Annotated in this window: 23 protein-coding genes and 1 tRNA gene; 16 read left to right on the top strand and 8 right to left on the bottom strand. The window is 71.1% G+C overall.

All coding sequences use genetic code 11. The annotated features are described in order from the left end of the window. Positions 1-16: 16 nt before the first annotated feature. From ACIRFL_RS03885 to ACIRFL_RS03875, 3 genes are all read right to left on the bottom strand, one after another. A complete protein-coding gene (locus ACIRFL_RS03885; protein WP_404023899.1) occupies positions 17-1567 on the bottom strand; it encodes a Stp1/IreP family PP2C-type Ser/Thr phosphatase in 1551 nt (516 codons plus the stop codon). 143 nt (positions 1568-1710) lie between these two features. Beyond that, positions 1711-2229: an FHA domain-containing protein gene (locus ACIRFL_RS03880; RefSeq protein ID WP_404023633.1), complete on the bottom strand. Its 519-nt coding sequence runs from the start codon at positions 2227-2229 to the stop codon at positions 1711-1713. Between the two features lie 10 nt (positions 2230-2239). Further along, positions 2240-3103, bottom strand: a complete 864-nt coding sequence (locus ACIRFL_RS03875) for an FhaA domain-containing protein (RefSeq protein WP_404023632.1) — start codon at positions 3101-3103, stop codon at positions 2240-2242. Positions 3104-3487: 384 nt separating this feature from the next. Between ACIRFL_RS03875 and ACIRFL_RS03870 the strand changes: the two genes are divergently transcribed. After that, positions 3488-3571, top strand: a tRNA-Leu gene (locus tag ACIRFL_RS03870). Positions 3572-3774: 203 nt separating this feature from the next. Here the strand turns inward: ACIRFL_RS03870 and ACIRFL_RS03865 are convergent. Continuing rightward, positions 3775-5535, bottom strand: a complete 1761-nt coding sequence (locus ACIRFL_RS03865; RefSeq protein WP_404023630.1) for a hypothetical protein — start codon at positions 5533-5535, stop codon at positions 3775-3777. Between the two features lie 2 nt (positions 5536-5537). Beyond that, positions 5538-6461, bottom strand: a complete 924-nt coding sequence (locus ACIRFL_RS03860; RefSeq protein ID WP_404023628.1) for a hypothetical protein — start codon at positions 6459-6461, stop codon at positions 5538-5540. 98 nt (positions 6462-6559) lie between these two features. On the opposite strand from ACIRFL_RS03860, the gene ACIRFL_RS03855 reads away from it, so the two are divergent. Further along, a complete protein-coding gene (locus ACIRFL_RS03855; RefSeq protein ID WP_404023627.1) occupies positions 6560-6871 on the top strand; it encodes a helix-turn-helix domain-containing protein in 312 nt (103 codons plus the stop codon). 205 nt (positions 6872-7076) lie between these two features. Here the strand turns inward: ACIRFL_RS03855 and ACIRFL_RS03850 are convergent, their stop codons facing one another. Continuing rightward, on the bottom strand, positions 7077-7718 hold the full coding sequence (locus ACIRFL_RS03850; protein ID WP_404023625.1) for a hypothetical protein: 642 nt from the start codon (positions 7716-7718) through the stop codon (positions 7077-7079). 120 nt (positions 7719-7838) lie between these two features. After that, positions 7839-10370: an AAA family ATPase gene (locus ACIRFL_RS03845; protein WP_404023624.1), complete on the bottom strand. Its 2532-nt coding sequence runs from the start codon at positions 10368-10370 to the stop codon at positions 7839-7841. 394 nt (positions 10371-10764) lie between these two features. Between ACIRFL_RS03845 and ACIRFL_RS03840 the strand changes: the two genes are divergently transcribed. The 4 genes from ACIRFL_RS03840 to ACIRFL_RS03825 all read left to right on the top strand — a co-directional run bounded on the left by ACIRFL_RS03840 (position 10765) and on the right by ACIRFL_RS03825 (position 13977). After that, complete coding sequence (locus tag ACIRFL_RS03840) at positions 10765-11217, top strand: hypothetical protein (protein ID WP_404023622.1); 453 nt, start codon at positions 10765-10767, stop codon at positions 11215-11217. A gap of 28 nt (positions 11218-11245) precedes the next feature. After that, positions 11246-11704, top strand: a complete 459-nt coding sequence (locus ACIRFL_RS03835) for a hypothetical protein (RefSeq protein WP_404023621.1) — start codon at positions 11246-11248, stop codon at positions 11702-11704. A 338-nt stretch (positions 11705-12042) separates the two neighbouring features. Further along, on the top strand, positions 12043-12681 hold the full coding sequence (locus ACIRFL_RS03830; protein WP_404023620.1) for a hypothetical protein: 639 nt from the start codon (positions 12043-12045) through the stop codon (positions 12679-12681). 33 nt (positions 12682-12714) lie between these two features. Then, a complete protein-coding gene (locus ACIRFL_RS03825; RefSeq protein ID WP_404023619.1) occupies positions 12715-13977 on the top strand; it encodes a helix-turn-helix domain-containing protein in 1263 nt (420 codons plus the stop codon). A gap of 7 nt (positions 13978-13984) precedes the next feature. Here ACIRFL_RS03825 and ACIRFL_RS03820 read toward each other — a convergent pair whose 3' ends face one another. After that, positions 13985-14155 carry a hypothetical protein gene (locus tag ACIRFL_RS03820; protein WP_404023927.1) on the bottom strand — a complete coding sequence of 57 codons (171 nt, stop codon included), beginning with the start codon at positions 14153-14155 and terminating at the stop codon, positions 13985-13987. Positions 14156-14477: 322 nt separating this feature from the next. Between ACIRFL_RS03820 and ACIRFL_RS03815 the strand changes: the two genes are divergently transcribed. From ACIRFL_RS03815 to ACIRFL_RS03770, 10 genes are read left to right on the top strand one after another with little or no spacing between them, the layout of a single operon-like run. Continuing rightward, on the top strand, positions 14478-14747 hold the full coding sequence (locus ACIRFL_RS03815; RefSeq protein WP_404023618.1) for an acyl carrier protein: 270 nt from the start codon (positions 14478-14480) through the stop codon (positions 14745-14747). Positions 14748-14781: 34 nt separating this feature from the next. Next, a complete protein-coding gene (locus ACIRFL_RS03810; RefSeq protein ID WP_404023616.1) occupies positions 14782-16095 on the top strand; it encodes a beta-ketoacyl-[acyl-carrier-protein] synthase family protein in 1314 nt (437 codons plus the stop codon). Further along, positions 16092-17288 carry a beta-ketoacyl synthase N-terminal-like domain-containing protein gene (locus ACIRFL_RS03805; RefSeq protein ID WP_404023614.1) on the top strand — a complete coding sequence of 399 codons (1197 nt, stop codon included), beginning with the start codon at positions 16092-16094 and terminating at the stop codon, positions 17286-17288. Before ACIRFL_RS03810 ends, ACIRFL_RS03805 begins: the two co-directional genes overlap by 4 nt. After that, the gene (locus ACIRFL_RS03800) at positions 17285-18418 is read left to right on the top strand and encodes a beta-ketoacyl synthase N-terminal-like domain-containing protein (protein WP_404023613.1); all 1134 of its coding nucleotides are present in this window, start codon (positions 17285-17287) and stop codon (positions 18416-18418) included. Before ACIRFL_RS03805 ends, ACIRFL_RS03800 begins: the two co-directional genes overlap by 4 nt. Further along, positions 18415-19551: an alpha/beta fold hydrolase gene (locus tag ACIRFL_RS03795; RefSeq protein WP_404023612.1), complete on the top strand. Its 1137-nt coding sequence runs from the start codon at positions 18415-18417 to the stop codon at positions 19549-19551. The genes ACIRFL_RS03800 and ACIRFL_RS03795 overlap by 4 nt, the downstream gene beginning before the upstream one ends. Beyond that, on the top strand, positions 19548-20528 hold the full coding sequence (locus ACIRFL_RS03790) for a hypothetical protein (protein ID WP_404023611.1): 981 nt from the start codon (positions 19548-19550) through the stop codon (positions 20526-20528). The genes ACIRFL_RS03795 and ACIRFL_RS03790 overlap by 4 nt, the downstream gene beginning before the upstream one ends. Continuing rightward, positions 20525-21742 (top strand): beta-ketoacyl-[acyl-carrier-protein] synthase family protein, encoded by a 1218-nt coding sequence (locus ACIRFL_RS03785; RefSeq protein ID WP_404023609.1) that lies wholly within the window; start codon positions 20525-20527, stop codon positions 21740-21742. Before ACIRFL_RS03790 ends, ACIRFL_RS03785 begins: the two co-directional genes overlap by 4 nt. Then, a complete protein-coding gene (locus tag ACIRFL_RS03780; RefSeq protein WP_404023607.1) occupies positions 21739-22848 on the top strand; it encodes a beta-ketoacyl synthase N-terminal-like domain-containing protein in 1110 nt (369 codons plus the stop codon). Before ACIRFL_RS03785 ends, ACIRFL_RS03780 begins: the two co-directional genes overlap by 4 nt. Next, entirely contained in the window at positions 22832-23647 is an 816-nt protein-coding gene (locus ACIRFL_RS03775) for an SDR family oxidoreductase (RefSeq protein WP_404023605.1), read from the top strand. The genes ACIRFL_RS03780 and ACIRFL_RS03775 overlap by 17 nt, the downstream gene beginning before the upstream one ends. Positions 23648-23707: 60 nt before the next feature. Continuing rightward, positions 23708-24826: a beta-ketoacyl synthase N-terminal-like domain-containing protein gene (locus ACIRFL_RS03770; protein ID WP_404023603.1), complete on the top strand. Its 1119-nt coding sequence runs from the start codon at positions 23708-23710 to the stop codon at positions 24824-24826. The last annotated feature ends 18 nt before the right edge of the window (positions 24827-24844 follow it).

Raw genomic sequence — 24844 nt, 5'->3', positions numbered from 1 at the left:
GCCTCTCACGGCTTGCCTACTGCTTACCGCACAGCGAGACGACCTTCTGCTCATCCTCCGAGAGGGTGGGGCCGGGGCTGGGGGTCGCGGACGGGGTCGTGGACGGGGGCTTCGACGGAGACGCTGACGTACCTGAAGAAGCCGACGGGGAGGGTGTCTGCGAGGCCTTGGACGTGAGGGAGGCACGCGTGGTTCCCGTGGTGCCCCCGGCCTCGCCCTGGCCCGTCTTGGCGTTGCTCTCGCTGTCGGCGGCCTGCCGCTGCGCCTCCTTCTTGCAGGCGGATGCCTGCACGGCGAGTTCCTGGACCTTCGACCGGGCGTCCGTCAGGCCGCCCTCGGCGATCGTGGCCTTGACCTGCTTCTGCTGGTAGGGCGGCAGGTACTTGAGTTCGATCTCGGGGTGGTCCTGCTCCACCTTGGACAGCGACACCCAGGCCAGGTCCTGGCTGATGCCCTGGTACAGCGCGACGTGCTCGCCCTTGACGCCGACGTAGTACTGGGTCTGCGTCCAGCGGTAACCGCCGTACAGGCCGCCGCCGATGACGGCCAGGGCGAGACCGCCGTACAGGGAGCGCTTGAGCCATCTGCGGCCCTTGTGCGGCTTGACGAAGTCGTCGTCGCCGTAGTCGCCGAAGCTGCCGGCCGGGATGTAGCCGGTGGTGTCGCCGCTGCCGGGCGGGCCGAACTCGCCGCCGCCCTGGCCCGGCACCTGGCGGCCGAGGTGCGAGGCGCGGCCGGCCGGGGTCTGCATGATGCCGTTGTCGTGCAGGTGGTGCTGGTTCTCGGCGACCGCGCCGACCACCACGGGGGTGTCGGACAGCTGGCCGGCCAGGGTGTCCCCGGTGTCCAGGTCGAGTACGTCGGCGACGATGACGGTGATGTTGTCGGGGCCGCCGCCGCGGAGCGCGAGCTGGATCAGTTCCTGCACGGTCTCCTGCGGGCCCTGGTAGCTGGCGAGGGTCTCCTCCATCGTCTGGGGGGAGACGACGCCGGACAGGCCGTCGGAGCAGATCAGATAGCGGTCGCCGGCCCGGACCTCGCGGATGGACAGGTCAGGTTCGACGTGGTCGCCGCTGCCGAGCGCGCGCATGAGCAGCGAGCGCTGCGGGTGGGTGGTCGCCTCTTCCTCGGTGATCCGGCCCTCGTCGACGAGCCGCTGCACCCAGGTGTGGTCCTGGGTGATCTGGGTGAGGACCCCGTCCCGCAGCAGATAGGCGCGGGAGTCGCCGACGTGTACGAGGCCGAGGCGCTGGCCGGTCCACAGCAGGGCGGTGAGCGTGGTGCCCATGCCCTCCAGCTGCGGGTCCTCGTCGACCAGGGCGCGCAGCTGGTCGTTGGCGCGCTGCACGGCGGCGCCGAGGGAGGTGAGGATGTCCGAGCCGGGCACGTCGTCGTCGAGCGTGACCAGCGTGGAGATCACCTCGGAGGAGGCGACCTCGCCGGCCGCCTGGCCGCCCATGCCGTCGGCGATGGCGAGCAGCCGGGGACCGGCGTAACCGGAGTCCTCGTTGCCCTCCCGGATCATGCCCTTGTGCGATCCGGCGGCGAAGCGCAGTGACAGACTCATGCGCACCTCGCCCGTCGGCTGCTCCGGGTACAGCCGGTCGTGTCGAGCCACACTGCCCACCCTCCGGTCGGGAGCGCGCCGGGAGCCGCCCTGCGGTCCGCCGTCGCGTGCTCGCTCCGCTCGCGCTCACTCATGATGTAGCACTACTTCCGCAGCTCGATGACGGTCTTGCCGATGCGGATCGGCGCGCCCAGCGGGATCGGTGTGGGAGTCGTCAGCCGGGACCGGTCCAGGTAGGTGCCGTTGGTGGATCCGAGGTCCTCGACGATCCACTGGCCGTCGCGGTCGGGGTAGATCCTGGCATGGCGGCTGGAGGCGTAGTCGTCGTCCAGCACGATCGTGGAGTCGTGCGCACGGCCCAGGGTGATCGTCTGGCCCTGCAGCGCGACGGTGGTGCCGGTCAGCGTGCCCTCGGTCACCACCAGCTTCGTGGGGGCGTTGCGACGCTGCCGGCCGCCGCCGCCCTGCTGGCCACGCGGCTGCGGGGGCGCGGCCTGCTGCCGGGGGGCCTGCTGGGGGCGTCCGGCGTCCCTGCGCGATCCTCGCTGGGTGACGCGCGTACCGAACAGGTCGCTGCGGATGACCTGCACGGCCACGATCACGAACAGCCACAGTACGGCCAGGAAACCCAGCCGCATGACCGTGAGGGTCAGCTCTGACATTGCCCCCGCTTCACCCTTCGGCTTGCCGGTAAATGATGGTGGTGCTGCCCACGACGATCCGCGAGCCGTCGCGGAGCGTAGCGCGGGTGGTGTGCTGCCCGTCCACCACGATGCCGTTGGTGGAGCCGAGATCCTGGATCGTCGAGGGCGTTCCGGTCCGGATCTCACAGTGCCGGCGGGAGACGCCGGGGTCGTCGATCCGCACGTCGGCGTCGGTGCTGCGGCCCAGCACCAGCGTCGGGCGGGAGATCTGATGGCGGGTGCCGTTGATCTCGATCCAGTAGCGGGCGCGTCCGCCGCCCGCCGGGGCGGCCGGGGGCCGCTGGCCCGCGGGCTGCGGGTAGCCGTAGCCCCCGGGCCGGGCGCCGGGCGGCGGCGAACTGGGCATGGGGGGTGCGCCGGCGGGCGGGGCGGGCTGCGGGTACCCGTATCCGCCCGGCGCGGGACCGGTGCCGGGCCGCCCGGCCGGGGCGGCGGGCCCGGGGGCCTGCTGGTTGCTGGAGGAGGCGAGCGTACGGCTGCGGACCCGGTACAGGCCGGTGTCCAGGTCGTCCGCCTTCTCCAGGTTGACCTTGATCGGTCCCATGAACGTGTAACGCTGCTGCTTGGCGTAGTCGCGCACCATGCCGGCCAGCTCGTCCCCGAGCTGGCCCGAGTAGGGGCTCAGGCGCTCGTAGTCGGGGGCGCTCAGTTCCACGATGAAGTCGTTGGGGACGACGGTCCGGTCGCGGTTCCAGATGGTGGCGTTGTTGTCGCACTCGCGCTGGAGTGCTCCGGCGATCTCCACGGGCTGGACCTCGGACTTGAACACCTTGGCGAAGGTGCCGTTGACCAGACCTTCGAGACGCTGCTCGAACTTCTTCAGGACTCCCATGGGGCACCTCCTCCTTCGTTGCCGTACTGCCCTGCCGTACTGCTTGCGCGTACTGCTCTGCCTGGTACTGCTTACTGATCGTATCCACGCCCCCGGCACTGAGCCGGTTCCCTGGGCGGCCACCCTTCGAACTCCTCCCGCCAAGGATCGTAGAGGCGGGCGAAGACAAGTGTCCCGCACCCGGCTGCGGACCCGGCCCACCTCTTGGGGAGATGGCCTGGACCGGTACGAGGTTGATACGCGAACCGGCACACCGTGGGACGCGTGGCGGGCCGGCGGAGGGCCGACGACAAGTGATGTGAACCCACCCTGTCTGGCGTGCTAATCTTCTGCATGTCGGACGGCGCCGGGCCCCAAGGGGCGGAGCCGGAGGACACACCCAATGCGCGGGTGGCGGAATAGGCAGACGCGCTGGATTCAGGTTCCAGTGCCCGCAAGGGCGTGGGGGTTCAACTCCCCCCTCGCGCACAGCGGAGCACCGACGAAAGTGCTCCAGTTGCACCGACGGAACGGGCGGCATCGTGATCACGATGCCGCCCGTTCCTCTTTGTGTGGGCAGAAACACGTGGACCGCCGACGGCTGAGGCCGTCGGCGGTCCCGTTTTCGGGTGTGGATCTTCGGTTGGGTTGAGGATGGGCTACTGGTGGCTTGTGAGGAAGGTCTCAGGGGGTTAGGGCTCGTTGACGTAGCCCTTGGGAGTCCAGGTGCCCAGTGGCTTTGTCTTGCGGCGGCGGGTGGGCCGGCGGCGCGGTCGGTCGTCGTGGAGGGCGATCGAGTCGGCCCAGGCCCTGAGCTTGCGGCGGTTGGCGTGGGCGAGCTGGAAGGCCAGCAGGAGTGTCTGGGCGGCGATGCCGCGGATCCGGCGGGTGCCGGCGTCTTCGAGGCGCTCGTAGAGGGGGTCCTTGGCGTAGCCGTTGATGCCTTCGACGCTGTTGCGTAGCCGGAAGTACACCCGCTGCCAGGCTTCGGAGCCGTACTGGAGGGGCTGCCAGAGGCTGGCGCCGGCTTCCGGCGGGACGGTGACTGTCTTCTGGCTGCAGCAGGGAGGCGAACCCACGGGACTGGGAGCGGGGTCGACGAGGGGCAGGTGGATGCCGCGGCCGAGGGTGTAGGCCTTGAGGGGGCACTGGGTCCGGTTGGCCTCGGCAGGGCACATCACACGGCGGTGGCCTTCGGCGTCGGGCCGCTGCTTGGGCATGAAGAGGTAGGCGGCTCGGGCGCGGATGCGGTTGATCCAGGTCTGCTTGTCGATCTTCTCATTGATCAGGTCCTTGGTGGCTTCCTTGAGCTCCTCGGGCATGGACGGGCAGTACCAGTTGCCCTCGACGAGTTCGGCGCCGGCGAAGCCGGCCTGGACGCCGAGCTGGTCCTTCGCGTAGTCGTAGACAGGTTCGTAGCCCATGGCGCGGATGGGGAGCTGGAAGTTCTGCGGCTTCTGGTCGTTGTAGGCGCGGTCGCCCGCCAGGTAGCCGCGCGGGAGGCTGTCGTCGATCTGCTGGAGAGCCTCGACGGCGACGCGGCCGGGGCGGTGGCTGGGCTTGTCGACAGAGAAGGCGATGACCAGGGCCGGGATGACGTCGGGGTCGGCGGAGCCGTCAGGCAGGGGGACGCCGCTGCGGCTGGGGTCGCGGGCGATGACGAGGGAGGCGTCGTAGCCGAACAGGCTCTTCTTGATGCGTTCCGCCTTCTTCAGGAGCCTGGCGCCCTTCTTGTCCTGTCGATCGGGAGCGAGGTCGTCGAGGGCGAGGGGGTCCTTGTGCTTGGTGGTGCGCACGTACCAGGCGGCGTCGGGGTCGGTGGCGGTAACAGGGCTGTTCGGGGCGAGCCCCTTGGCGTAGGTGCCGATGACGGTGGCGTCTACGCAGACCGAGCCGTTCCAGCGGTCTTCCAGGAGCGGCATCGCCTCCCGCAGGGACATGGCCAGGATCAGGTTGGCCAGCTTGATCATGAGAGTGCGCTTGCGGGCGAGCTCGTCCGGGTCGGCCTTGGCCATGAGCTTCTCGGCATGGCGGCGGACCAGGCGGTGATTCTTGGGCAGCGGGGACGGGTCGATCGCTTCGAGGATGCTGTGCAGGCGGCGGCGGACAGTGGCGTAGGCGGCTTCGAAGCCGCGGTCGTGGTCGGGGTAGCGGCGCAGGCCGAGGTGCTCGCGCATCGGCTCGGAGAGAGAGAAGAACAGCAGGTCGGTGACGGCGGTGAAGGTCACGACGCCGCCGTTGCGGGCGGAGGCCAGGCTCATGCCGACCAGCAGAGCCTCGACAGGGAGCTTGCAAGGGCAGCCGGTGCGGCGTGCGACGAGCGGCTCGATCTCCTCGATCAGGCCGGAGCCGGCCACTTCGTCGCGGATCTCGGCAGCTTCGGGGTCGGGAACGAGGGCGCGCTGGGAGCGCAGGCGGGCGATACGGGTGTGGCGTGCGAGGCGGCTGGTCATGGTCAGAACTCCTTGAGCGCGGCGGCGGCCTGGTCAGGGGAGAGGTTGCGGACGTGGGGCAGGACCCGGTCGATGGAGCGCAGGGTGGTCAGGCCTGCGGCGGCCATCAGGGTGGGCAGGTGCATGCGGGCTTCGATGGCGTCGACGAGCCAGGTGGCGCGGGCCCGACCTATGACCAGCAGAGGCGTTCCTGGCGGCTTCTTGGTGCGGGCGAGGAAGTTGGTGACGGTGTTGGTGCCGCGGGCGTGGCTGCTCGGGCGGAAGAGATAGCGGGCCTGGCCGGGGCGGGAGGCCCAGGCAGTGGCCTCAGTGAGGACCGGGGCCCAGGCGGTGCGGCACAGCACCACTCGGGCGCGCTGTCCACGGACCGCGACGGCGACCGCCCCGTTGGGCGCCTCGCGGACGTCGTGGGTGCGCAGCGGGATGATCTCGGGCGAGTCCAGGGCGCAGCCGAAGCCGAGGGCGAGCAGCGTCAGGAGGCCGTGCCGGAGTTCGTCGGTGGGCTGGGCGCGGGCGGAGGCGTACAGGTGGGCCTGTTCGGGCTGTGTGTAGGGGCGGGAGGCGTCCGAGCCGGAGTAGGCGGCGGGGCTGCCGGTGATCAGGTCGGGGCCCAGCAGGGCGCGGCGGAGTTTGTTGAGGCGGCAGCGGCGGTTGGAGCGGGAGGGCTCCTCCAGGTGCAGGCAGCCGGTGGACAGGTACCACTCGATCGCCTCCGGGGTCAGCAGGTGCTCGGCCTTGGTGGGTCGCCCGTACGCGTCGGCGTGGGCGGCGGCGTGAGCGAGGGCGCCGAGCCAGTCGCGGGCCTCCTTGGGCGTGGCCGGGGCGGCCTTGGCGACGGCGCGGCGGCAGTCGGGGCCGATGCGGGCCCAGCGGGGCCTGACAGCTTGGGCCGGTAGCGCTCGATCGCGTCCATCGTGACTCTCCACCAGGAAAGAACCCCGGGAGGGGTGTGTTTGGAATAGCATGCGGTGGAGTTGGCGGACGCTGTCATCCCTGGAGGGCCGGATGGGCGACACTCTTCGCTGTGCCACGAGGAGACAAGCGACGACGCAGCCCTGCCGAGTACGTGACCGACGGCGCGTGGCCGCACGCCATGCTCGATGACCACCACGGCGCCCGGGTGGCGCAGGAGGTGGCGGCGAGGCTGCGCAGGGTGATCGGCGAGAGGGGCTGGTCGGTCGCCGAGGTGTCCCGGCGCAGTGGCGTGTCCCGGATGACGGTCGCCCAGGTACTCGACGGCGTGGTGTGGTGCGACCTGCTGACGATCGCGAACCTGGAGAAGGCGCTGGAAGTGGACCTGTGGCCCGGCCGTGAGCCGGGCAATCCACCGAAGTGAATTCGCATGGGCATTCGGTTCCTCGGGAAAGAGGCAGGGGGAAATGACCGAATGCCGAACACAGTCGGGTGGAGCCGGGTAGTGTCGGAAACGGCCTGTAGGGTCACGACCGTCGCCGCGGCCCAGGTTGCCCCCTGGGTCACTTCATGCGGCGGCGGTCATAAGACAGCAATTCTGCGGGTATCGCTTGTCGTGGGCGGAATGGTCAGTCGAACTTCCAGTTCATTCGCGGACGGTAGTAGACGTGCCGGTCGTCCTCGCGCGTGACGCGCTCCAGGGCGCCGACCAGCGTCAGAGTCCGAAGGCGGTTGCGCAGCCTTTTGCGGCCCCGGGGGTCCTCTTTCGGAATTCCCAGGACTTTGGCGATTTCCTCACTGCCCCAGGGAAGGTCGGGACGTGAGGCGATGACGTTCAGGATTTCCTGCTGTCTGCTGCTCCGGATCGTAATGGCGGCCGGCGGGTGTCCTGCATCCGCCGGTGCCGGTGCCGGCACCGGTCCGGGTTCAGCGGGCGCGGGCGGCTCGCTGTCCGATGCGGACTGTTCGCGGCCCAGAGGTTCCGGGACGATGTGCAGCGTCACCGGAGGGGTGGGCTGGCCGGTGAAGATGCCGTGCTGTCTGGCCTGTTCGTGCATGGTCCGCAAGCGGGACTGCATTCCCACCAGGCCTCGCGCCTCATCGCGGTGAGCGATCAGCGCCTCACACTTCTCGGTTTCCTCACGCAGCGCCGTGCTCAGCCTTCCGATGGCCGCTTGGGACTTCTCGATCAGTGATTCGTACTGACGGACCACATGCTCCGCTTCGTCCCCGTCGGTGGGGGGACTCGGGAAAGTCTCCTGGTACGTCATGCACATCAAGGTAGGGGCAAAGCCAGTTGGCTGTCTGGCCTTTGGGGGACCAGTTGGCTTTTTGGTGGCTGCAACCCTGATAGAGCGCCCTTTTATCGTCTATATGTTCGTGCTTCGCTTTTATGGATGGTATTTCTGGGCCTCAGAAGGGTTTTCAACAGTGGCTGGGAAGAGGCAGCCCGGAAGCAGGGGGAGGGTAAGCCGTTCGGTGCCTTCGCGGATGGCGCGGACGGCTCCGGTGCGCAATAGAAGGGCCAGTTGGCCCACATTTCCGCCGGTGCGCTGGTGGAGAAGGGCGGCCTGGGCGGTCAGAGTGCCTGGCTCGTGCGCGTGCAGACGCAGCGCGTCTTCGAACCGGCTGATGACCTCCTGCCAGACCTCGCCGTCGGGCAGAAGGTCCAGGCGTGCCGACAGCAGTCGGCGGTGCGGTGTGTGCGTCACTGCCGTGGCGAGGGACTCGGGGCTGCCGATACCGGCAAAGGCGAACGTCGCTGGGAGGCGGTCGCAGAGGTAGTCCAGAATCTCGGCCACGGCGGTGTCCGACCAGCCCGGACTGCGAAGATGCTGGACCTCGTCGACTAGGACGAGGCTGGTGCGGGCGGTTGTCATCGCCTCGCTCACCCGGGCCGCCAGGTCGGCGGTCGTGGGCGAGCCGCGCAGTGGCATACCGAGAGCGCGTGCCAGTTCGGCCAGCAGCAGGCGCGGTGAGGTGGCGGGTGGCAGCCGGACGTAGACCACCGGCATGGGCGAACTGCCTGGCTTCTCCGAGGGAATGCCGGGCAGTTGGGCGGTGTAGCGGCGGGCTGCTTCCAGCAGGGCTGTGGTTTTGCCGGTACCGGACACCCCGTGCAGCAGCATTCCGTGGCGGGCGCCTGCCTCGTACCGGTTGAGGTCCAGCAACTCCCCGATCCGCCGCGCGGCGGACACGACGTCCGGCACGCGCAGCGGGAGCCCGGCGTGATAGGCCACACGGGAATCGTCTGGTGCCGCGTGTGAGCCGTCCTCGTGGTCCGAAAGCGGCGAGAACGAGGCGACCCGGTCACGACAGGACGGCCCGGTCCAGGAGACAGGCGAGTGCGCGCTCCTGTTCGCGGCCGGATCCGGCTGCTGCCGGGGGATAGCAGCGTAGACCTCCGTGTGTTCAAGCGGCGCGTGATGCAGGACGGCCGCAACGGTGCGCCGGACAGCGGGCGACACGGCGGGAACCGTGATCCACTCATCGTCCTGGGACCGCAGCCACACACGGCGGGGGTCATACGGGTCCCAGCGGACCTCGAACTTGCGGCCTTTGTCCAGTGGCGCCGGGGAACGCAGGGGATCCAAGGCCGAGGAGTTGTAGGTCTGTCCGCTCAGCCGCAGCCCCTGGCCTCCGACCACTCTCCAGGCCACGCTCAGAAGTTCCGCGAAACCGTGAGGGGGCAAAGGCGTCGGTGTCCACCCCGCTGAGGCGGTCAGCGTCTCGTGACGGGTTCGCGGCGTGTGCGCTCCGCCTGAGGGCGCGGTCGGCACCGAGGCGTCGGGCCAGACCTGCGCCACCCATACGTCGAGCAGGTCCTGCACCCTCTCGGGCGGCCATCCAGTCTCGTGCGCGGCCCGCCCGGCGGCGGAGAGCAGATGGGCAGTGAAGAGGGACACGAAGTGGTCCAGCGTGCGCTCCACGATCTGGCTGTCCGTGGGCCACAGACGCTGCGCGTACCGCACGTGGATGCCCAGTTGCGTGCAGGCTGGGCGCAGTGCCCGCAGGCTGGGCGCGTGGTCCTCGTCGACAATGAGGCTGTCCGGGCGGACGAGCAGTGAGGACGCGGGTCGCCGGTCCGTGCGACAGAGTCGTCCGGACAGGAGAGCGCCCCAGTCTGCGTGCATCCCGACGGGGGCGAGCATCCGGGCGAGCAGCGTCGCGTGCAGTGGCGGCCGGTAACCGGTGTGGACGATGGCGGCCAGCACGAGACCGGTGGCCTCGTCCAGAGCGACCAGCAGCCGAAGAGGCTCCCTCGGGCCCGCCCCGCTGGATGGCAGCGGCAACTCGACTGTCTCCAGATGCACGCGCTCACCAACGGCTACGTCGCTCACCCGGCGGAGCCGCCGCTTCCCACCGCCGACAAGCATCTCGGCGGCGAGCCGCCGGACGGCAGCTCGGGACGGCCTGGGCAACTCACCCGCCGAGATGGGCCCGGTCAGTCGGGCCAGCACCTGATCGTGCAAGTGCCCGGCCCTCAGGGGGGCTCCTGACCGTTGCGCGGCGAGCACCTCCCGGACCGTTGCCCGCACTCGAGGGTCCAGCCGCGCGTCGTCGGTTATATGCCGACCGGCCCTGCCGTCGGCGAGCCCGGTCAGGCCCTGCTCCTGATACCGCTGCCGCTTGCGGCGCACCGTCCGCGCGGAAGCTCCGCGCACGCCCAGGTCGGCCAACTCCCGTGCTTTGGCTTCCTCGCGCTCGGTCAATGTGCGGTGTGACGGATCGTAGGCCGGGAGCGGCTCGGTGCCGGCGGGGGCGTCATGCGGCACGCCGTTGAGTACCTCGGTGACGTGCCGCCGCCACCAGCGTGCCCGCTCCAGAGCCGCCTCGGGCAGGGGCGGCGCCGACTGCTCCGGAGGCGGCACTGCTCCCCGCCCCAGGAACTCGAAGCCCTCCGAAGACAGCAGGGAGACCACGTCGACGTGCTCGGTGGCGCCGAGTCCGTCCAGCAGTGCGACGTGCCCGCCGTGTACGCCGGTCACCGTGCACACCTGCCCGTCGAACCGGACCCGGTCTCCCACGACCAGCCGGTCGGGCCACACCCTGTTCCTCCCCTCCCTGATCGTCCACACCCGGCCGGGCCGAACGGTGCCAAGCCGGGCTCGTGCGCGTTCACACCGCCCACGAGCCCGGACCGCCACCGCTCGGTCCGGCCAGATCTTCCTCGTATCCAGTGAACTGGATACGAGGGTGCTTCCGCCCACACATCGCATCCAGTTCGCTGGATATGCATGCCGGATCCTGCCCTGACACACCCGTATGGAACACATCGGCATGCCATTCCAATAACATGCAGGCAGAGTGGTCGATGTGATCAGCTCAGGCTTCCCGGCAGCCGCATGCGTCCGTCCCGTCGTCATCGACCCGGCCGCACGCAGCTTTCTACTGGTGCCGGACCGCGCCGTGCCCCCGGCCACCTGGAGCGTTCCCAGGTACTCGATACGGCTGGGCGAGTCCTTTCGTCGGGCCGCGGCGCACCACCTTCGCCGTGAACTGCGGCTGCCCGCACTTCGGATCGCCCCCGTCACAGGACGGCTTCCCGCTTCCAGGGATCGCCAGTGCGAGGAGTACTTCGTGCTGGCGGCCCCTGCGGCAGAGGGCTGGCCCTGCGACGTCCGCGCCCTGCTGTCGCCAAGCGCGCGATGGTGGACGACGGCCGAACTGCGGGACGCGGACGTGCAGGTGGAGCCGCAAGTGCTGCTCGACCTCATCGACGGTTACTGGGAGGGATGGCTGCCCGACGGGGTGGTCTCCCTCGAGTGAGCCCTGGGACGGGAGAAGCACAGTGTCCATGTACGCCATCGAGATCGTCCTGACCCGTGCCGTGGGCGCGGTCGAGCTGAGGGCCGCACAGCAGCGAAGCCGTCTTGCCATGGCGTCCTCCGATGACGGCAGTCGCCTGGTGGTCCTCGTATCCGCGAAGAGCGAGCCAAGAGCCATACGGAGGATCTGGAAACGGCTGGGAGACACACTGCCCGTTGACGTGCTCTGCGGACTGTTCCCGGGCGTCGACGGCACCTACCTCATGAGCATCCCGATGGAGCCGGAAACCGCCGAACGCCTTCAACGCCTCGCGGCGGAAGCCGGACAGACGCCGGAGATGTACCTCAAGGCGGCCATAGCCCGGGCAGTGGCCCGTGACCGCTCCGCACGACGGGCGCGGTTGGCCTGCGCCCTGAGTCGGCTGTTCGACGATTTCACGCCCGAGGAAGTCACGGCAGGGGCGGCACGACGGATCAGTAGAACCTGACCCACTCACTTGGACCGGTGGTCATCCGTGGTGCCACTGCCAGATCCCGGGAGAGCGAAACCTCCCTCCGGTGACACGGACCTGCTAGTCGAGCAGGGCGCATCCGCAGCTTCGCCTGGAGCGCCCGCACCCTTCAGGCATCGAGAAGCCGACGCGTCCACCGGGCACCAAAGACGGGCGACTGTCGTCCTGGCGGCCACGGTAAACCCATGGCTCAGTAGGGCGGTTGAGCCAGGATGACAAAGTCGAACTGGTGTGCGATGATGTCTTTGGTTTCAGAAACCCCACCTCAATTGAGGTACGATTTCTGAAACCGACGATGTCTGGAGGATCCGACCTTGGCCCAGCCCGACCCCCAGCAGCACGCTCAGCGACTTGCCGAACTTGATGTGTCCGCCGACCTGTTCACCGTGGTGCTGAGCATGGCGCTGGAGGACGTGCGCGGATGCACGGACTTCGACGCTCCGGCCGCGCGGGGTTTCCTGTTCTGGAGCCGGGCCAACCGCTATCTGGCGGAGCTGCTGGTGCCCGAGGAGAGATGGGGGCACACGTCGAGGGACAGCATCCTGCGGGTCATCCACCCCGACCGGACGCACGCCATCACCGCCATCAGCGCGGAAGGCGGGGTGGCCGACCTGAACAAGCGGGTGCGCTCGAAGAACCCCAAGGGACCTGCCATGGCGAGGATGGTGGAGAAGAACGGCCAGCTGGCGTTCCTCTCCCGCGACGAGGTGGAGTACGGGGTGGAGCTGGACGAGCTCCCCACCTGGTGCCTCTTGTACAAGCGGGAGGAGGGGCTCATCAAGGCGGAGCTGTCACTTCCGGTGAAGATGAACGGCAAGTTCGTCGACGAGTGGCTGCACCGCATACCCATCAGCCTCCCGCCGATGGAGGACCCTGGCTTCGACATCTCGCTGGACGAGCCCGGGGATGACCAAGGGCCGGAGGTCATGGTGGAGTTCCTGGGGGAGAATTAGCTGGTCAGAGCAAGACATAGGAGTTGAGGCAACGTGTTCACGCCAGAGCGGCTGGTCCTCGCGCGCAAGCGCCGGCGCATGAGCCAGGCCGCTCTGGCGGCGGCCTCCGGCCTGTCGCCGCAGAGCATCAACGCCTTCGAGAAGCACCGCAAGGTGCCGTCGGCGGAGACCCTCGCCTCGCTTGCTTGGATCCTGCGCTTCCCTGTGGCCTTCTTCCAGGCCCCGCCCGCTCCGGAGATGCAACTGGACGCGGTCAGTTTCCGGGCGCCGACCAAGATGAGCGCTCTGGAGCGCGACGCCACCCTGAGCTCGGGTGCCGTGGCCTCCACCCTCAATGCCTGGCTGGAGGAGCGCTTCCGCCTGCCGACCCCCAACGTGCCCACCTATCCGCACCTGACGCCTGAACAGGCCGCCGAGCAGGTGAGGGCGGCCTGGGGGCTCGGTGAGGCGCCGGTACCCAATCTGGTCCACCTGCTAGAGGCCAACGGCGTGCGGGTGTTCTCCCTGGCGCCGGACTGCCTGGACGCGGACGCCTTCTCCACCATTCACGCTGGCACCCCGTATGTCTTCCTCAACACCCGCAAGACCGGAGAGCGCGGCCGGTTCGACGCCGCTCACGAGCTCGGCCACCTGGTCCTGCACTCCGAGCACCGCATCCCCGGCGGCCGGGAAGGAGAGCCAGAGGCCAACGCCTTCGCCTCCGCCTTCCTCATGCCTCGCGCCGGCATCATCGCCCAACGCCTGAATGATGCCTCCGTGGAGCGGATCCTGAGTGCCAAACGCCGCTGGGGTGTCTCCGCCATAGCTCTGGCCTACCGACTCCGCGCCCTCGGCCTGCTGTCCGAATGGCGTCACACCCAGACCGTCAAGAAACTCGCCCAGATGGGATACCGCAGCAGCGAACCCGGCTCACTGCTGGCCCGAGAGAGCAGCCAGCTCCTGGCCAAGGTCTTCGAGGCCCTGCGGGCCAAGGGCATGACCGCCGCCGACGTCGCGGCTCATATGGGCATTCATCCCGACGACCTGAACGACTACGTGTTCGGACTCGTCCCCATCAGCGTCCCGGGCGAAGGCAAGAATGCGGCGGCACCGCGCCCCGAACTGCGTCTGGTTCACGACGCAGCCCCGGCTGGACACGCACAGGCTGGCACCAATCTCAGGGCGCCCAGTGCCTCCACCGCCGTCACAATGCCGACGAAGACACCTTTCGCGGAACCAGACGACGACACCCCAGCTCCGCCCATACCCCTGCGACGGCCCGCGCGATCTGGTCCGGTGACGCCCCGAGGCGGGTGACCTCTGTCTACTGGCGCCGACCTCGCTGTTGCATTAAGGCAGGGTCGGGGCCCTTTAGAAGGGTGAGCTTGGCGAGGCCGTCGAGGACGATGAAGCGGAGCAGGTCGCCGCGGGATTTCTTGTCGACCTCCGGCGGTGAGCGACCCCACTGGGATGCGCCCGCCTCGGAGTCGGACACGCCGAGGTTGGTGATCATCGGGCGGCGATGAAGCCGGCCTTGATGATCTCGGCGAGTCCGGAGAGTGGCCAGACAGATGCCAGCGAAGATGCCCGGCGTCATCCCGGCCAGTGGGACGACGACCACGCCTCCTGTCCTGGTGCAGCACCGGGTCCCGCGCGACCTGGAAGGTCGGGCTGATTGAGGGAACTGCGCGCCGCTCAGCTGGGCCGGCCGATTGCGGCGGACCCTGTATAGGCCGCGTATAGCGGCCGATTCCACCCTCGACTCATCACACGGGCGGAGTCACCGGACTCCGATACCGATCCGCATGGGAGTCGAGATGACCAACGTGAGTCTGCCGAACGGCCTTGACGCTGCCCGCAAGCAGGAGATCAAGGAAGTCGTCTGCGACATTCTCGAGATCGACGAGGACGAGGTCACCGAAACCAGCCTCTTCAAGGAGGAGCACGACGCGGACTCGCTGCGCGCGATCGAGATCCTCGCCGCTCTGGAGCGGACCCAGAAGGTGACGATCGACCAGAGCGAGCTCAGCCGCATGGTCAACCTTGAGGGCGTTTACGCAGTGGTGGCCGAGGCCGCTCAAAGCTGATCCGTCGTCCCGACCGCCAGATGGGTGAGCTTCGATGAATGCTTCGATCAGCACGGACGAGCGAGGTCAGGGCGGGCCCCGGCGCCGGCACCCCAAGGCCGCCGGCCGCCGGGTGGTCATCACCGGGCTCGGTGTCGTCACCAGCATCGGCATCGGTGTCGAGGCCTTCACCGCCGGGCTACGTGAAGGACGCAGCGGCGTCAAGTCGATCACCGCGTTCGACACGACCGGATTCGCTCACGCCAACGGCTGCGAGGTCACCGACTTCGCGCCGGACCGATGGATCACGCGGCAGGACCCCGAGGAGCTGGGCCGGGCGAGCCAGTTCTCGGTCGCCGCCGCGCGGATGGCGGTCGAGGACGCCGGCCTGACCTTGGCGGACGTGCGCTCCCGCCGTTCCCTGGTGTCGGTGGGCACCACGGACGGCGAGTCACGCGACCTCGACCAGCTCGTCGCCGCGAGCCTGGACGGTGGCCCCGGCGCGTACGAGCCGGCCGTCGCCCGGCGCGTCCCGGCCGGGCGTCTGTCGGCCGGCATCGTGCGCGAGCTGGAGCTGGAGGACGTGGAGGCCGTGACGATCCCGACCGCGTGCGCAGCGGGCAACTACGCGGTCGGCTACGGCTACGACGCCCTGCGCAGCGGTGATGTCGACATCGCCCTGTGCGGTGGCGCCGACGCCGCGTGCCGCAAGACATTCACCGGCTTCTACCGGCTCGGCACCATCGCCCCTGAGGTGTGCCGGCCATTCGACAAGGACCGCGAAGGCATCCTCACCGGTGAGGGGGCGGGCATCCTCCTGATGGAGAGCCTCGACTCCGCGCTCGCCCGCGGGGCCCGCATCTACGCCGAGGTGCTCGGGTACGGGCTCGCCTGCGACGCCCTGCACCCGGTCGCCCCGGACCGCGACAGCATCGCGCGGACGATCCGGATCGCCCACCGCAACGCCGGGGTGACGCCGGACCAGGTCGACTTCGTCTCCGCGCACGGCACCGGCACCAAGGCCAACGACATCACGGAGGCGGGCGCGATCCGCCAGGTGTTCGGTGAGGGGTCCATGCCGCGCACGGTCTCCATCAAATCGATGATCGGCCACAGCATGGGGGCGGCCAGCGCAGTCGCCGCGGCGGCCTGCGCGCTGTCGATCACCGAGGGATTCATCCCGCCGACCATCAACCACCGTGAGACCGACCCGGAGTGCGGTGTCGACTGCGTGCCCAACCGGGCCGTCGAGGCGGAGCTGAACGTAGTGCAGAACAACGCGCTCGCGTTCGGCGGCAACAACGCGGTGCTGATCCTCGGGGCGTACCGCGACGGGCAGCGTACGGAGCCCGTAGGGAGCGCGGTATGAGCTGGATCGTGACCGGGAGGGGCGCCGTCGCCAGTGTCGGAGCCGACGTCGAGGAGATCTTCGGCGCGCTGATCGCCGGCCGCAGCGGGCTCGGACCGCTGCGCGGCTACGACCGGGAGAAGTTCCGCGCACAGGTGGCGTACGAGATCGACGACCGTCCGGCGCCCGGCGTGGACGTGCCGCTGAGGGCCACCCGCTGGCTCGAACGAGCGGTGGCGCAGGCCGCGGCGGACGCCGGGCTCGGCGACGACCTGTCGGAGGTGCCGGTGCTGGTGGGCACCACCCTGCGCGAGCTGCGCTCGGTGGAGCTCTCGTGGCGGGACGGGATCCCGTTCGACGCGGCCGACCTGCACTTCGGGACCATGTTGCGGCGCCGGTTCGGCGCCGCTGACACCCACACCGTCGCCAACGCCTGCTCGGCCTCGCTGTACACGCTGGCGCTGGGCGCCGACCTGCTCGACCTGGACGCGGCGGACACCGTCGTCGTGGCCGGGGTCGACACCATCACCGAGAGCACCTACGGGTTGCTCGATCGCTGCTACCCCGAAGCCCCCGACCGCGTCCGTCCGTTCGACCGGGAGCGGCGCGGGATGCTCCAGGGCGAGGGCGCGGTGGCGGTGGTGCTTCGCCGGGAGGCGGACGGGCCCGGGCCGGGCTCCCGGGTGCACGCACGGGTGCGGGGGGTCGCCGTCAACTGCGACGCCTACCACCCATCGGCACCGGACGCGAAAAGCATCACCGCCGCCGTCCAGGAAGCGCACCGCAGGGCCGGGGTGCGGCCCGCGGACATCGACCTGGTCATGCTGCACGGCACCGGCACCCCGCTGAACGACGAGGCCGAGTCGAGCGCGCTCGGCACGGTGTTCGCGGGCCTGGCCCTCTCCCCCTACATGACGGCGATCAAGTCGATGACCGGGCACACCGCGGGCGCCTCCGGGCTGCACAGCCTGGTTGCGGCGGTCGACGTGATGCGCACCGGCACCGTCCCGCCGACGGTGTACCTCGACGACCCGGTGGCGGCCGTGGCCGGCTTCCGCCTGGTGCGGGGCGGTGCCGTGCGCCCGGAGGAGCCGCTGCGGCTGGCGCAGATCGACTCGTTCGGGTTCGGCGGGCTCAACGCGGTCGCGGTCGTGGAGCGTGTCGACGACGAAGCCGTGCCGCACCCGGCCGGTCCCGAGGGAGGAGGCCAGTGAGGACCGAACGCACGGCGTCCGCCGTGATCACCGGGCTCGGCACCGCCGTACGCGGGCTGACCGGGCCGCAGGACCTGCTCGGGCCGCTGCCCGTCGGCCATCGGGACGCGGCCGACCCCGTCTCCCGGCTCAAGGGACGTGGGCTGCGCTACAAGGACCGCGCCACCAAGCTCGGCATGGCCGCGGCCGCGGACGCCCTGCGCGCGGCCGGGCTCACCGACGACAACGGGGCCCTTACCGTCCCCGGCGCGAGCGTGGGCGTCATGGCCAGTACGAACTACGGCAACGCCGACACGGTCTGCGAGACCGTGCAGACCATCGCAGAGTCCACCTATCTGGCGACCAGCCCCATGATGCTGCCCGCCACCTCCAGCAACGTCGTGGCCTCCTGGGTAGCCATCACGCACGGGCTGCGCGGCGCCAACCTGACGCTGTGCAACGGGCCGACGTCCGGCCTGGACGCCGTCAACTGGGCACGGCTGCTGATCGCGGCCGGTCGGGTCGAACGGGTCCTGGTCCTGGGCGTCGAGCCGGACAACGCCGCCGTCCGGCACGTCACGGGCACGCCCGAGGCGCTGGCCGGGGAGACCACGGCCGCGGTTCCCGAACTGTTCGACGGGGCGGTCGCGCTGGTCGTGGAGTCGGCCGCGTCGGCCGGCGCCCGGGGCGCACAGCACCTGGCCGTCGTGGGGCCCTACGCCCGCCGGGGCGACCACCCCAAGGCGGTCGCCGCAGTGCGGTCCCGGCACGCCGGGCGGATCGGGCTGTGGTGCGTGCCGGAACACCCGGAGGGGGTGACGGCTCCAGCACCGGCACTGGGCACCGGGGCGGGCAGCGCGCCCGTCCACGACCTGTCCGCCCTGTACGGACCCGCCTCGGGTGCGCTCGGTGTACTGCAGTGCGCGGCGGCTGCCGTCTGGCTGGGCGGCCGGGCCGGTGACCGTGCCGATGACTCCGAGGCGGTGCTGGCCAGCGCGGGCACCGGCGACGCGGGCTGGGACGACGCGAGCGCGGCCCTTCTGCTGACCGGCCCCGCCGCGTTGCCGGCGGCGCCCGGAACAGCCCGGTCCAGGCCCGAAGCCGTGCCGGGAGCGGTGCCGGTGGCGCAGCCCGTGGGCGGCACACGATGAGCACGGACGCGGGACCGTGGCCGTCGGCCGACGCGTCTTCGGCCGTGACGCCCCGCGTGCCGGGTGAGCCGGCCTGCGAAGCGCGGACGGGTCGGGGCGGGCAGCGCGGCCCGGACGAAGCGGACGCCGACGGCACGGCATCCGAGTCGCGGGACCGGCCGCCGTCCGGAGCACTGACGGGCCAGGCCCGGCCGCGCCGTCCCGGCGAACCGGCCGGCGGTGGCATGGCGACCGGGCTGCTGGGCTTTCGCGGGCAGCGGACGGCCACCGTGCGGCTGCGGCGGGCGGCCCTGGGCGGCTCCGTGCCGGTGCGGGTGCTGTTGCTGCACGGGCTGGCCGGGTCCACCTCCGTGTGGCGGTCCTACGAGGAACTGGCCCTGGACGGCGTCGAGATCTGGGACGGCGTGCTGCCGTGGGGAGCCGAGGGCGACCCCGGGTGGAGCGTGCACGGCGACCCGGCGGAGCACGTGCAGCGGGCGCTCAACGCGGTGCCCGGCGAGGTCGACGCGGTCATCGTGCACTCCTTCACCGCGGGACCGGCCCTGGAGGTGCTGGCCCGACGGACACCCGAGGGCCGCGGGCCGCGGGCCGCCGTGGTCGTGGCGCCCTTCCACCGGCGCAGTCCGGGGGACTTCACCTGGGACGACGCCCTGTACTACCTGAGCGGCTTCCACCGCATCCTCGAAGAGGGGCTGCGGATCGGCGCGGGCGATCGCGTCACGCCCGCGCTGCGCGCCGCCATGGCGATGCGGGTGCGAGACCGGATCGGGCCCTACGGCTGGCAGCAGTTCTTCGGGGCGTATCTGCGCAGCCCCCACCTCGATGTCGCCGCGCTGCGCCTGCCGGTGCTCGTGGTGGCCGGCACGGAGGACTTCGCCGCCCCGCCCGACGATGCCCGCACGCTGGCCGGGGCGCTGCCCGACGGCCGGTTCGAACTCTTCGGGGAATGCGGCCACTTCGCCATGGCGGAGCAGCCGCGGCGGTTCGCGGACGCGGTGCACGCCTTGCTGAGTGAGGTCTTCCCCGACCGCCTGGCGGAGGACACAGCCGCCACCGCCGTACCGCGGCCCCCAGCCCGACCCGCAGTTCACCCTTTTCCGCAACTCCACACCTACGCACCGGAGTCGACGTGACCACGACCGCCCACACCGCTGACATCGACGCCGCGGTCCGCGCCCTGAGGGAGCCCAGCTCCCTGGAGATCCGTCCTCGCTACGAGGGCTCCAACATCTGCACCTGGATCGGGTTCAAGCATGTCAATTACCTGGTCGAGGAAGCCGTACTGAACCACCTCAGGCAGGCGGGTGTCGCGCCGGGCGAGATCTACGAGGTGTACGGCCTGTGCACGGACATCGTGGACATCGACACCCGCATCCTGCACGCCTTCCACATCGACGACGTGGCCGTCGCCGAGGTCGGGCCGCATCGCCGGGCCGAGGACGACGAGCTGCTGTTCGCGGTCACCCTGCGGGTGCGGCGCGACACCCTGCTCAAGGCGGTGACCTCCACCGTCCGCGTCCAACTGCGCTTCGACCCGCGGGGCGGCGGCGAACAGCAGCTGCCGGCCGCGCTCGCGCCGTTCGCGGTCGACAGGCTCGCCGCGACGCCCGGCTGGACGCCGGAGCCTGTCGAAGCCGACCTGACGGCCGACGACGTGGTCAAGGAGCTGACGGCCGGGCGCAATGCGTACGCGTGGAAGTTCCGCATCCCCTACTGGTACTGCCACTTCACCGAGCGTCAGCAGATGTCCGGCTACCTCCGGCTGATGGAGGAGGCCAAGGACCGGCTGGTCGCCGACCGCGGGGTGTCCATCAAGACGCTGTTGGACGAGCAGAACTGGATCCCGGTGGTGCCGCACTCGCGGATCACCGTCCTCGACGAGGCCCGTATGGAGGAGGACATGTACGTCGTCCTCACCGTGGAGAGCGTCTTCAAGGGCGTCACGTACGACTCGCGCATGGACACCTATGTGGTGCGCGACGGGAAGCTGGTGCAGACGGCGACCGGCCGGATCACCCACGGTTACGCGGTGATCGAGAACCGCCGCGACTGGTCCCTGGTGGCCTTCGACGACCGTATGAACGCGGCCCTGGAGGGCCGGACGGCATGAACCGCGAGGTCGAGGTCGTGGTCACCGGGGTCGGCGCCGTCACCTGTCACGGTGCGGGCGCCGACACTCTGTGGCGGGCCATGACGGCGGCCGGAACCCGTCTGCCGGACCGGCCGGCGGACCCGCTCGCCCGGATGGACCTGCCGCTCATCGGCCTGGTGCCCGATCCCGACCTGGCGGCCGACCGGGCGACGCGGTTCGCGTCACTCGCCACCGCTGAGGCGCTGGCCGACGCAGGGCTGGACGCGGCGGAGCTCGCCACGGCCCGTGCCGCCGTCGTGCTGGGCAGTTGTATGGGCGAGCCGGGCGCCAACGAACGCGGCCGGGGGGACGACGGTGCCTGGACGCCGCCGTTCCGCCTGGCCGGCGCGCTGGCGGCCGAGCTCGGGCTGTTCGGCCCGGTTCACGACATCGGGAACGCCTGCGCGGCCGGGGCGTACGCGCTCGGCATCGCGGCGGATCTGGTGCGCGCGGGTCTGGCGGACGTGGTGATCGCGGGCGGCTCCGACGCGTACTCGCGGGTGGCGCTCGGCTGCTTCAACCGGCTCGGTGCCGTCGACCCGGAGCGCTGCCGGCCCTTCGAGGCCGACCGCGACGGCACGGTGTTCGCCGAGGGCGCGGGGATCCTCGTCGTGGAGTCGGCGGCGCACGCCCGGGCGCGGGGTGTGACGACCGGTGACGGCCGTGGCGTGCTGCGGCTCTCCGCCGTCGCGTGGAGCTGCGACGCGGACCATCCGACGGCGCCGCGGGCCGACGGCGAGCAGATCGTGCGGGCCATGCGCGAGGCCGTGGGCGGCTCGGCCGACGACATCGGCTGCGTGGTGCCGCACGGCACCGGCACCCGGCTCAACGACGTCCTGGAGAGCCGGGCCCTGCACCGCGCCCTCGGGGCGCGTGCCGCCGACGTGCCGCTGTACAGCCTCAAGGCACTCTTCGGCCACGCGGGCGGGGCGTCCGCCGCGCTGGCCGCCGTCGCCGCGGCGCTGATCCTGCGCCACGGCACGGTCCCGCCGAACGTGGTGCTGAAGGAGCAGGACCCCGAGTGCGCGGTGCTGCTGCCGCAGGGCGAGCCGGTGCCGTTGCCCGCCGGGGCGTGGCGTGTGCTGGTCAACGCCTATGGGTTCGGCGGGAACAACGCGTCGGTGGTGCTGGCAGGGGACGCGGACGCGGTGGGGGCGGGAGCGGGCGAGGGGAAGGGGGGAGTGCCGGTATGACGGATGTGTCCGCGGACGAACTCGTCGTCACCGGTGCGGGTGTGGTCACGCCGTGGGGCGACTCGCCGGAAGTGGCCGCGGCGGCGGGCGGGGTGCCGATGGCGGACGCCGGCGACTGGTTCGACCACCGGGAGCGGCTCGGGCCTCGCGGCTACAAGTACCTTCCGGCGGCCGCCCAGTACGCCCTCGCCGCGGCGCGGGGCGCGCTCGCCGACGGGGGCCGGCCCGACGCCGTCCCGGCCGACCGGCGCGGGCTCCTGCTCGCCACCAACGCCGGGCTCGCCGGACTCTTCGACGCCATGGACGCCACGGTCGCCGGGTCGGGTGCGGCGGATATCTCCCCCGCCTCGGCCCCGTACTTCGCGGTGAACGTTCTCGGCAATCGGCTGGCCGGCGAGCTCGCCCTCAACGGCTTCGCGCTGACCATCGCCACGGCCCGCACGGCGGCGCTGGACGCGCTGTCCGCCGCGGCCGTGGTGCTGGCGTCCGGCCGCGCCGACACGCTGGTGCTGGCGGCGACCGAGGACCTGGTCCCGCAGAGCCGGGGCGGCGGGGGTGAGCAGGGCGCCGTGGTACTCACGGTGGAGACCCCGGCCGGGGCGCGGGCACGCGGCTCGGCGGTACGCGCGACGGTGCGGGTCCGCTCCCTGTTCGTACCGCCTGCCGCACTGGCCGACCGGGCGGGACGGATCCGCGCCGCCCTCGCCCTCACCACGAAGCTGGCGGAGCTGACCGCTCCGGGAGACCGCCCCGTCGGGCTCCACCTCGACCTGGACGGTTCCCCGGTCGCCGAGGCGGTCGTGTCCGCGGTGGCCGCCCGCCGCCCGATCCCGCCGGGAGGCGCTCCGCCGACCGACGCCCCGGAGCACCCCGGCCTCGGCCCGGCGGCGGACCCGGCACCGCGGATCGGGTGTCTGGGCCCGGCCCTGGCCGTGGCCCACGCCGTCACCGCGCGGGACGGGGGCAGCCGGCTGATCGTCTGCGCGACCGGTGCCGGACATGTGGCGCTCGTGCGTGTCTCCCCCGTGACCGTGCCGTCCGCACATCCCGCGTCCGCCGAACCGCCCCATCGCACACAGGAGTCAGAGCATGCTGAAGTCGCTTGAGGGGAGCTGGTGCCTGGTCCTCGGGGTTTCCAGCGGTATCGGGCGAGCCATCGCCCTGGGGCTCGCCGAGGAGGGCGTCCATGTCGCCGGCGTGCACTTCGACACGGCGTCGCGTGCCGAGGAGGTCGAGGAACTCGTCGGGGAGATCCGGGGCAAGGGCGTCGAGGCGCACTTCTTCAACGCCAACGCCGCCTCCCGGAGCACCCGGCAGGAGATCGTTTACCGGCTGGCCGAGCTGACCGGCTCCACCGGCGGCGTCCGCGTCCTGGTTCACTCGCTCGCCTTCGGCACCCTCGTGCCGTTCCTGCCGCGGGCCGGTTGGGACAAGCAGATCACCGCCCGCCAGATGGAGATGACCCTCGACGTCATGGCGCACAGCCTCGTGTACTGGACACAGGACCTGCTCGCGGCGGGCCTGCTGCGCGACGGCTCGAAGGTCTACGCGATGACGAGCGCCGGCACCTCCCAGGCGCTGCCCAGCTACGGCGCGGTCTCGGCGGCCAAGTCCGCCCTGGAGGCCCATGTCCGGCAGTTGGCATGCGAACTGGCCCCCCGGGGCGTCGCCGTGAACGCGCTGCGCGCCGGCACCACCGTCACCCCGGCCCTGCGGCGCATCCCGGAACACGCCGGTTACATCGAGCGCGCCGCCGAGAACAACCCCCACGGCCGGCTGACCCGGCCGGAGGATGTCGCGGACGCCGTGGCGCTGCTGTCGCGCACCGAGTCCTCCTGGCTGACCGGCAACACCATCGGCGTCGACGGCGCGGAACTGCACGCCGCCGCCGGCGCCTGGGGCTGACCGGCCATGACCTCCGCGACCTCCGCGACCTCCAGACCTCACCGACAGGAGCAGACAGCGATGAGTGCCAGTCTTGCCACCGGGGCGGACCCGGACACCCTGGTCGTATCCGGCTGGTCGGCCGCCTCGCCGTACGGGCTCGGTGCCGAGGCCTTCGCCGAGGGGGTACGGGAGGGCCGCAACGGCGTGCGCGCCGCGGACGACGCCCTCGACCCCGGCCCCTACGAACGGTCCGGGCACGTCGCGGGTTTCGACATCAGGGCGGTGCTGGGCCGCAAGGGCACCCGGTCGATGGACCGGGCCACCGCGCTCGCCGTCGCCACCGCCGGGATGCTCCTGGAGCAGGCCGGCGGTGGGCTGGCCCAGGACGACCCGGAGGCCGTGGGCATGGTGCTCGGCACCGGGCACGGCAGCGTGCAGAGCATCATGGACTTCACCCGGGACTCCCTGACCGGTGAGAAGCCCTTCCACGTCGACCCGGCCCGGTTCCCCAACACCGTGATGAACCGGGCCGCCGGTCAGAGCGCGATCTGGCACACCCTGCGCGGCCCCAACACCACGGTCGCGGGCGGCGCCCTGACCGGCCTGCTCGCCCTCAGCTACGCGGTCCGGCTGCTGCGCCGGGGCCACTGCGAGGCCGTCCTGTGCGGCGCCGTCGAGGAATTCTCCACCGAGCGTGCCTGGCTCGAGTACCGCACCCGCACCTCCGGCTCTCACCAGCAGCCGGCCGGGCCGCTGGGCGAAGGCTGCGCGCTCTTCCTGCTGGAGCCGCTCGGCCGGGCCCGCGCCCACGGCCGCTCCGCGCTCGCCACGTTGCTCGGCAGCCGCTTCATCGCCTTTCACGCCCCGGAGCGTGCCCACAACGCGGTGGTGCGGGCGGTCACCGAGGCCCTCAAGGAGGCCGACGTACGGCCCGACGAGGTCGCCCTGCTCGTGCCGTCCGACTGCGGTGGCCCGCTCGGCGGCCGGGAGGACGCGGCGCTCGCCTCGGTCTTCGGGGAGCACCAGCCGCCCCGGCTGCGCCTGCGCCACCTGATCGGCGACCTGGGCGCCGCCTCCGCCTCCCTCCAACTGGCGGCCGCCGTTACCGCGGCGGAAGCGGATCGCCCGGTGCTCGTCACCTCGGTCGACCCCGACGGCCAGACCGGGGCGGTCGTCCTGCGCACCGGTGTGCGGTGACGCGGCGGGCGCCCTCGA

It is taken from the genome of Streptomyces sp. NPDC102462 (assembly GCF_044765425.1).
In the GTDB taxonomy this organism is placed as follows: domain Bacteria; phylum Actinomycetota; class Actinomycetes; order Streptomycetales; family Streptomycetaceae; genus Streptomyces.
The sequence above is the reverse complement of the archived record's forward strand: the minus strand, read 5'-3'. Positions and strand labels throughout refer to the sequence as shown.

Coding starts and splice junctions, on each gene's coding strand:
- ACIRFL_RS03815 (WP_404023618.1), top strand. CDS start 14,478: ATGACCAACGTGAGTCTGCCGAACGGCCTTGACGCTGCCCGCAAGCAG.
- ACIRFL_RS03810 (WP_404023616.1), top strand. CDS start 14,782: ATGAATGCTTCGATCAGCACGGACGAGCGAGGTCAGGGCGGGCCCCGG.
- ACIRFL_RS03875 (WP_404023632.1), bottom strand. CDS start 3,103: ATGGGAGTCCTGAAGAAGTTCGAGCAGCGTCTCGAAGGTCTGGTCAAC.
- ACIRFL_RS03850 (WP_404023625.1), bottom strand. CDS start 7,718: ATGACGTACCAGGAGACTTTCCCGAGTCCCCCCACCGACGGGGACGAA.
- ACIRFL_RS03885 (WP_404023899.1), bottom strand. CDS start 1,567: ATGAGTCTGTCACTGCGCTTCGCCGCCGGATCGCACAAGGGCATGATC.
- ACIRFL_RS03835 (WP_404023621.1), top strand. CDS start 11,246: ATGTACGCCATCGAGATCGTCCTGACCCGTGCCGTGGGCGCGGTCGAG.
- ACIRFL_RS03780 (WP_404023607.1), top strand. CDS start 21,739: ATGACGGATGTGTCCGCGGACGAACTCGTCGTCACCGGTGCGGGTGTG.
- ACIRFL_RS03770 (WP_404023603.1), top strand. CDS start 23,708: ATGAGTGCCAGTCTTGCCACCGGGGCGGACCCGGACACCCTGGTCGTA.
- ACIRFL_RS03775 (WP_404023605.1), top strand. CDS start 22,832: ATGCTGAAGTCGCTTGAGGGGAGCTGGTGCCTGGTCCTCGGGGTTTCC.
- ACIRFL_RS03880 (WP_404023633.1), bottom strand. CDS start 2,229: ATGTCAGAGCTGACCCTCACGGTCATGCGGCTGGGTTTCCTGGCCGTA.
- ACIRFL_RS03785 (WP_404023609.1), top strand. CDS start 20,525: ATGAACCGCGAGGTCGAGGTCGTGGTCACCGGGGTCGGCGCCGTCACC.
- ACIRFL_RS03865 (WP_404023630.1), bottom strand. CDS start 5,535: ATGACCAGCCGCCTCGCACGCCACACCCGTATCGCCCGCCTGCGCTCC.
- ACIRFL_RS03795 (WP_404023612.1), top strand. CDS start 18,415: ATGAGCACGGACGCGGGACCGTGGCCGTCGGCCGACGCGTCTTCGGCC.
- ACIRFL_RS03805 (WP_404023614.1), top strand. CDS start 16,092: ATGAGCTGGATCGTGACCGGGAGGGGCGCCGTCGCCAGTGTCGGAGCC.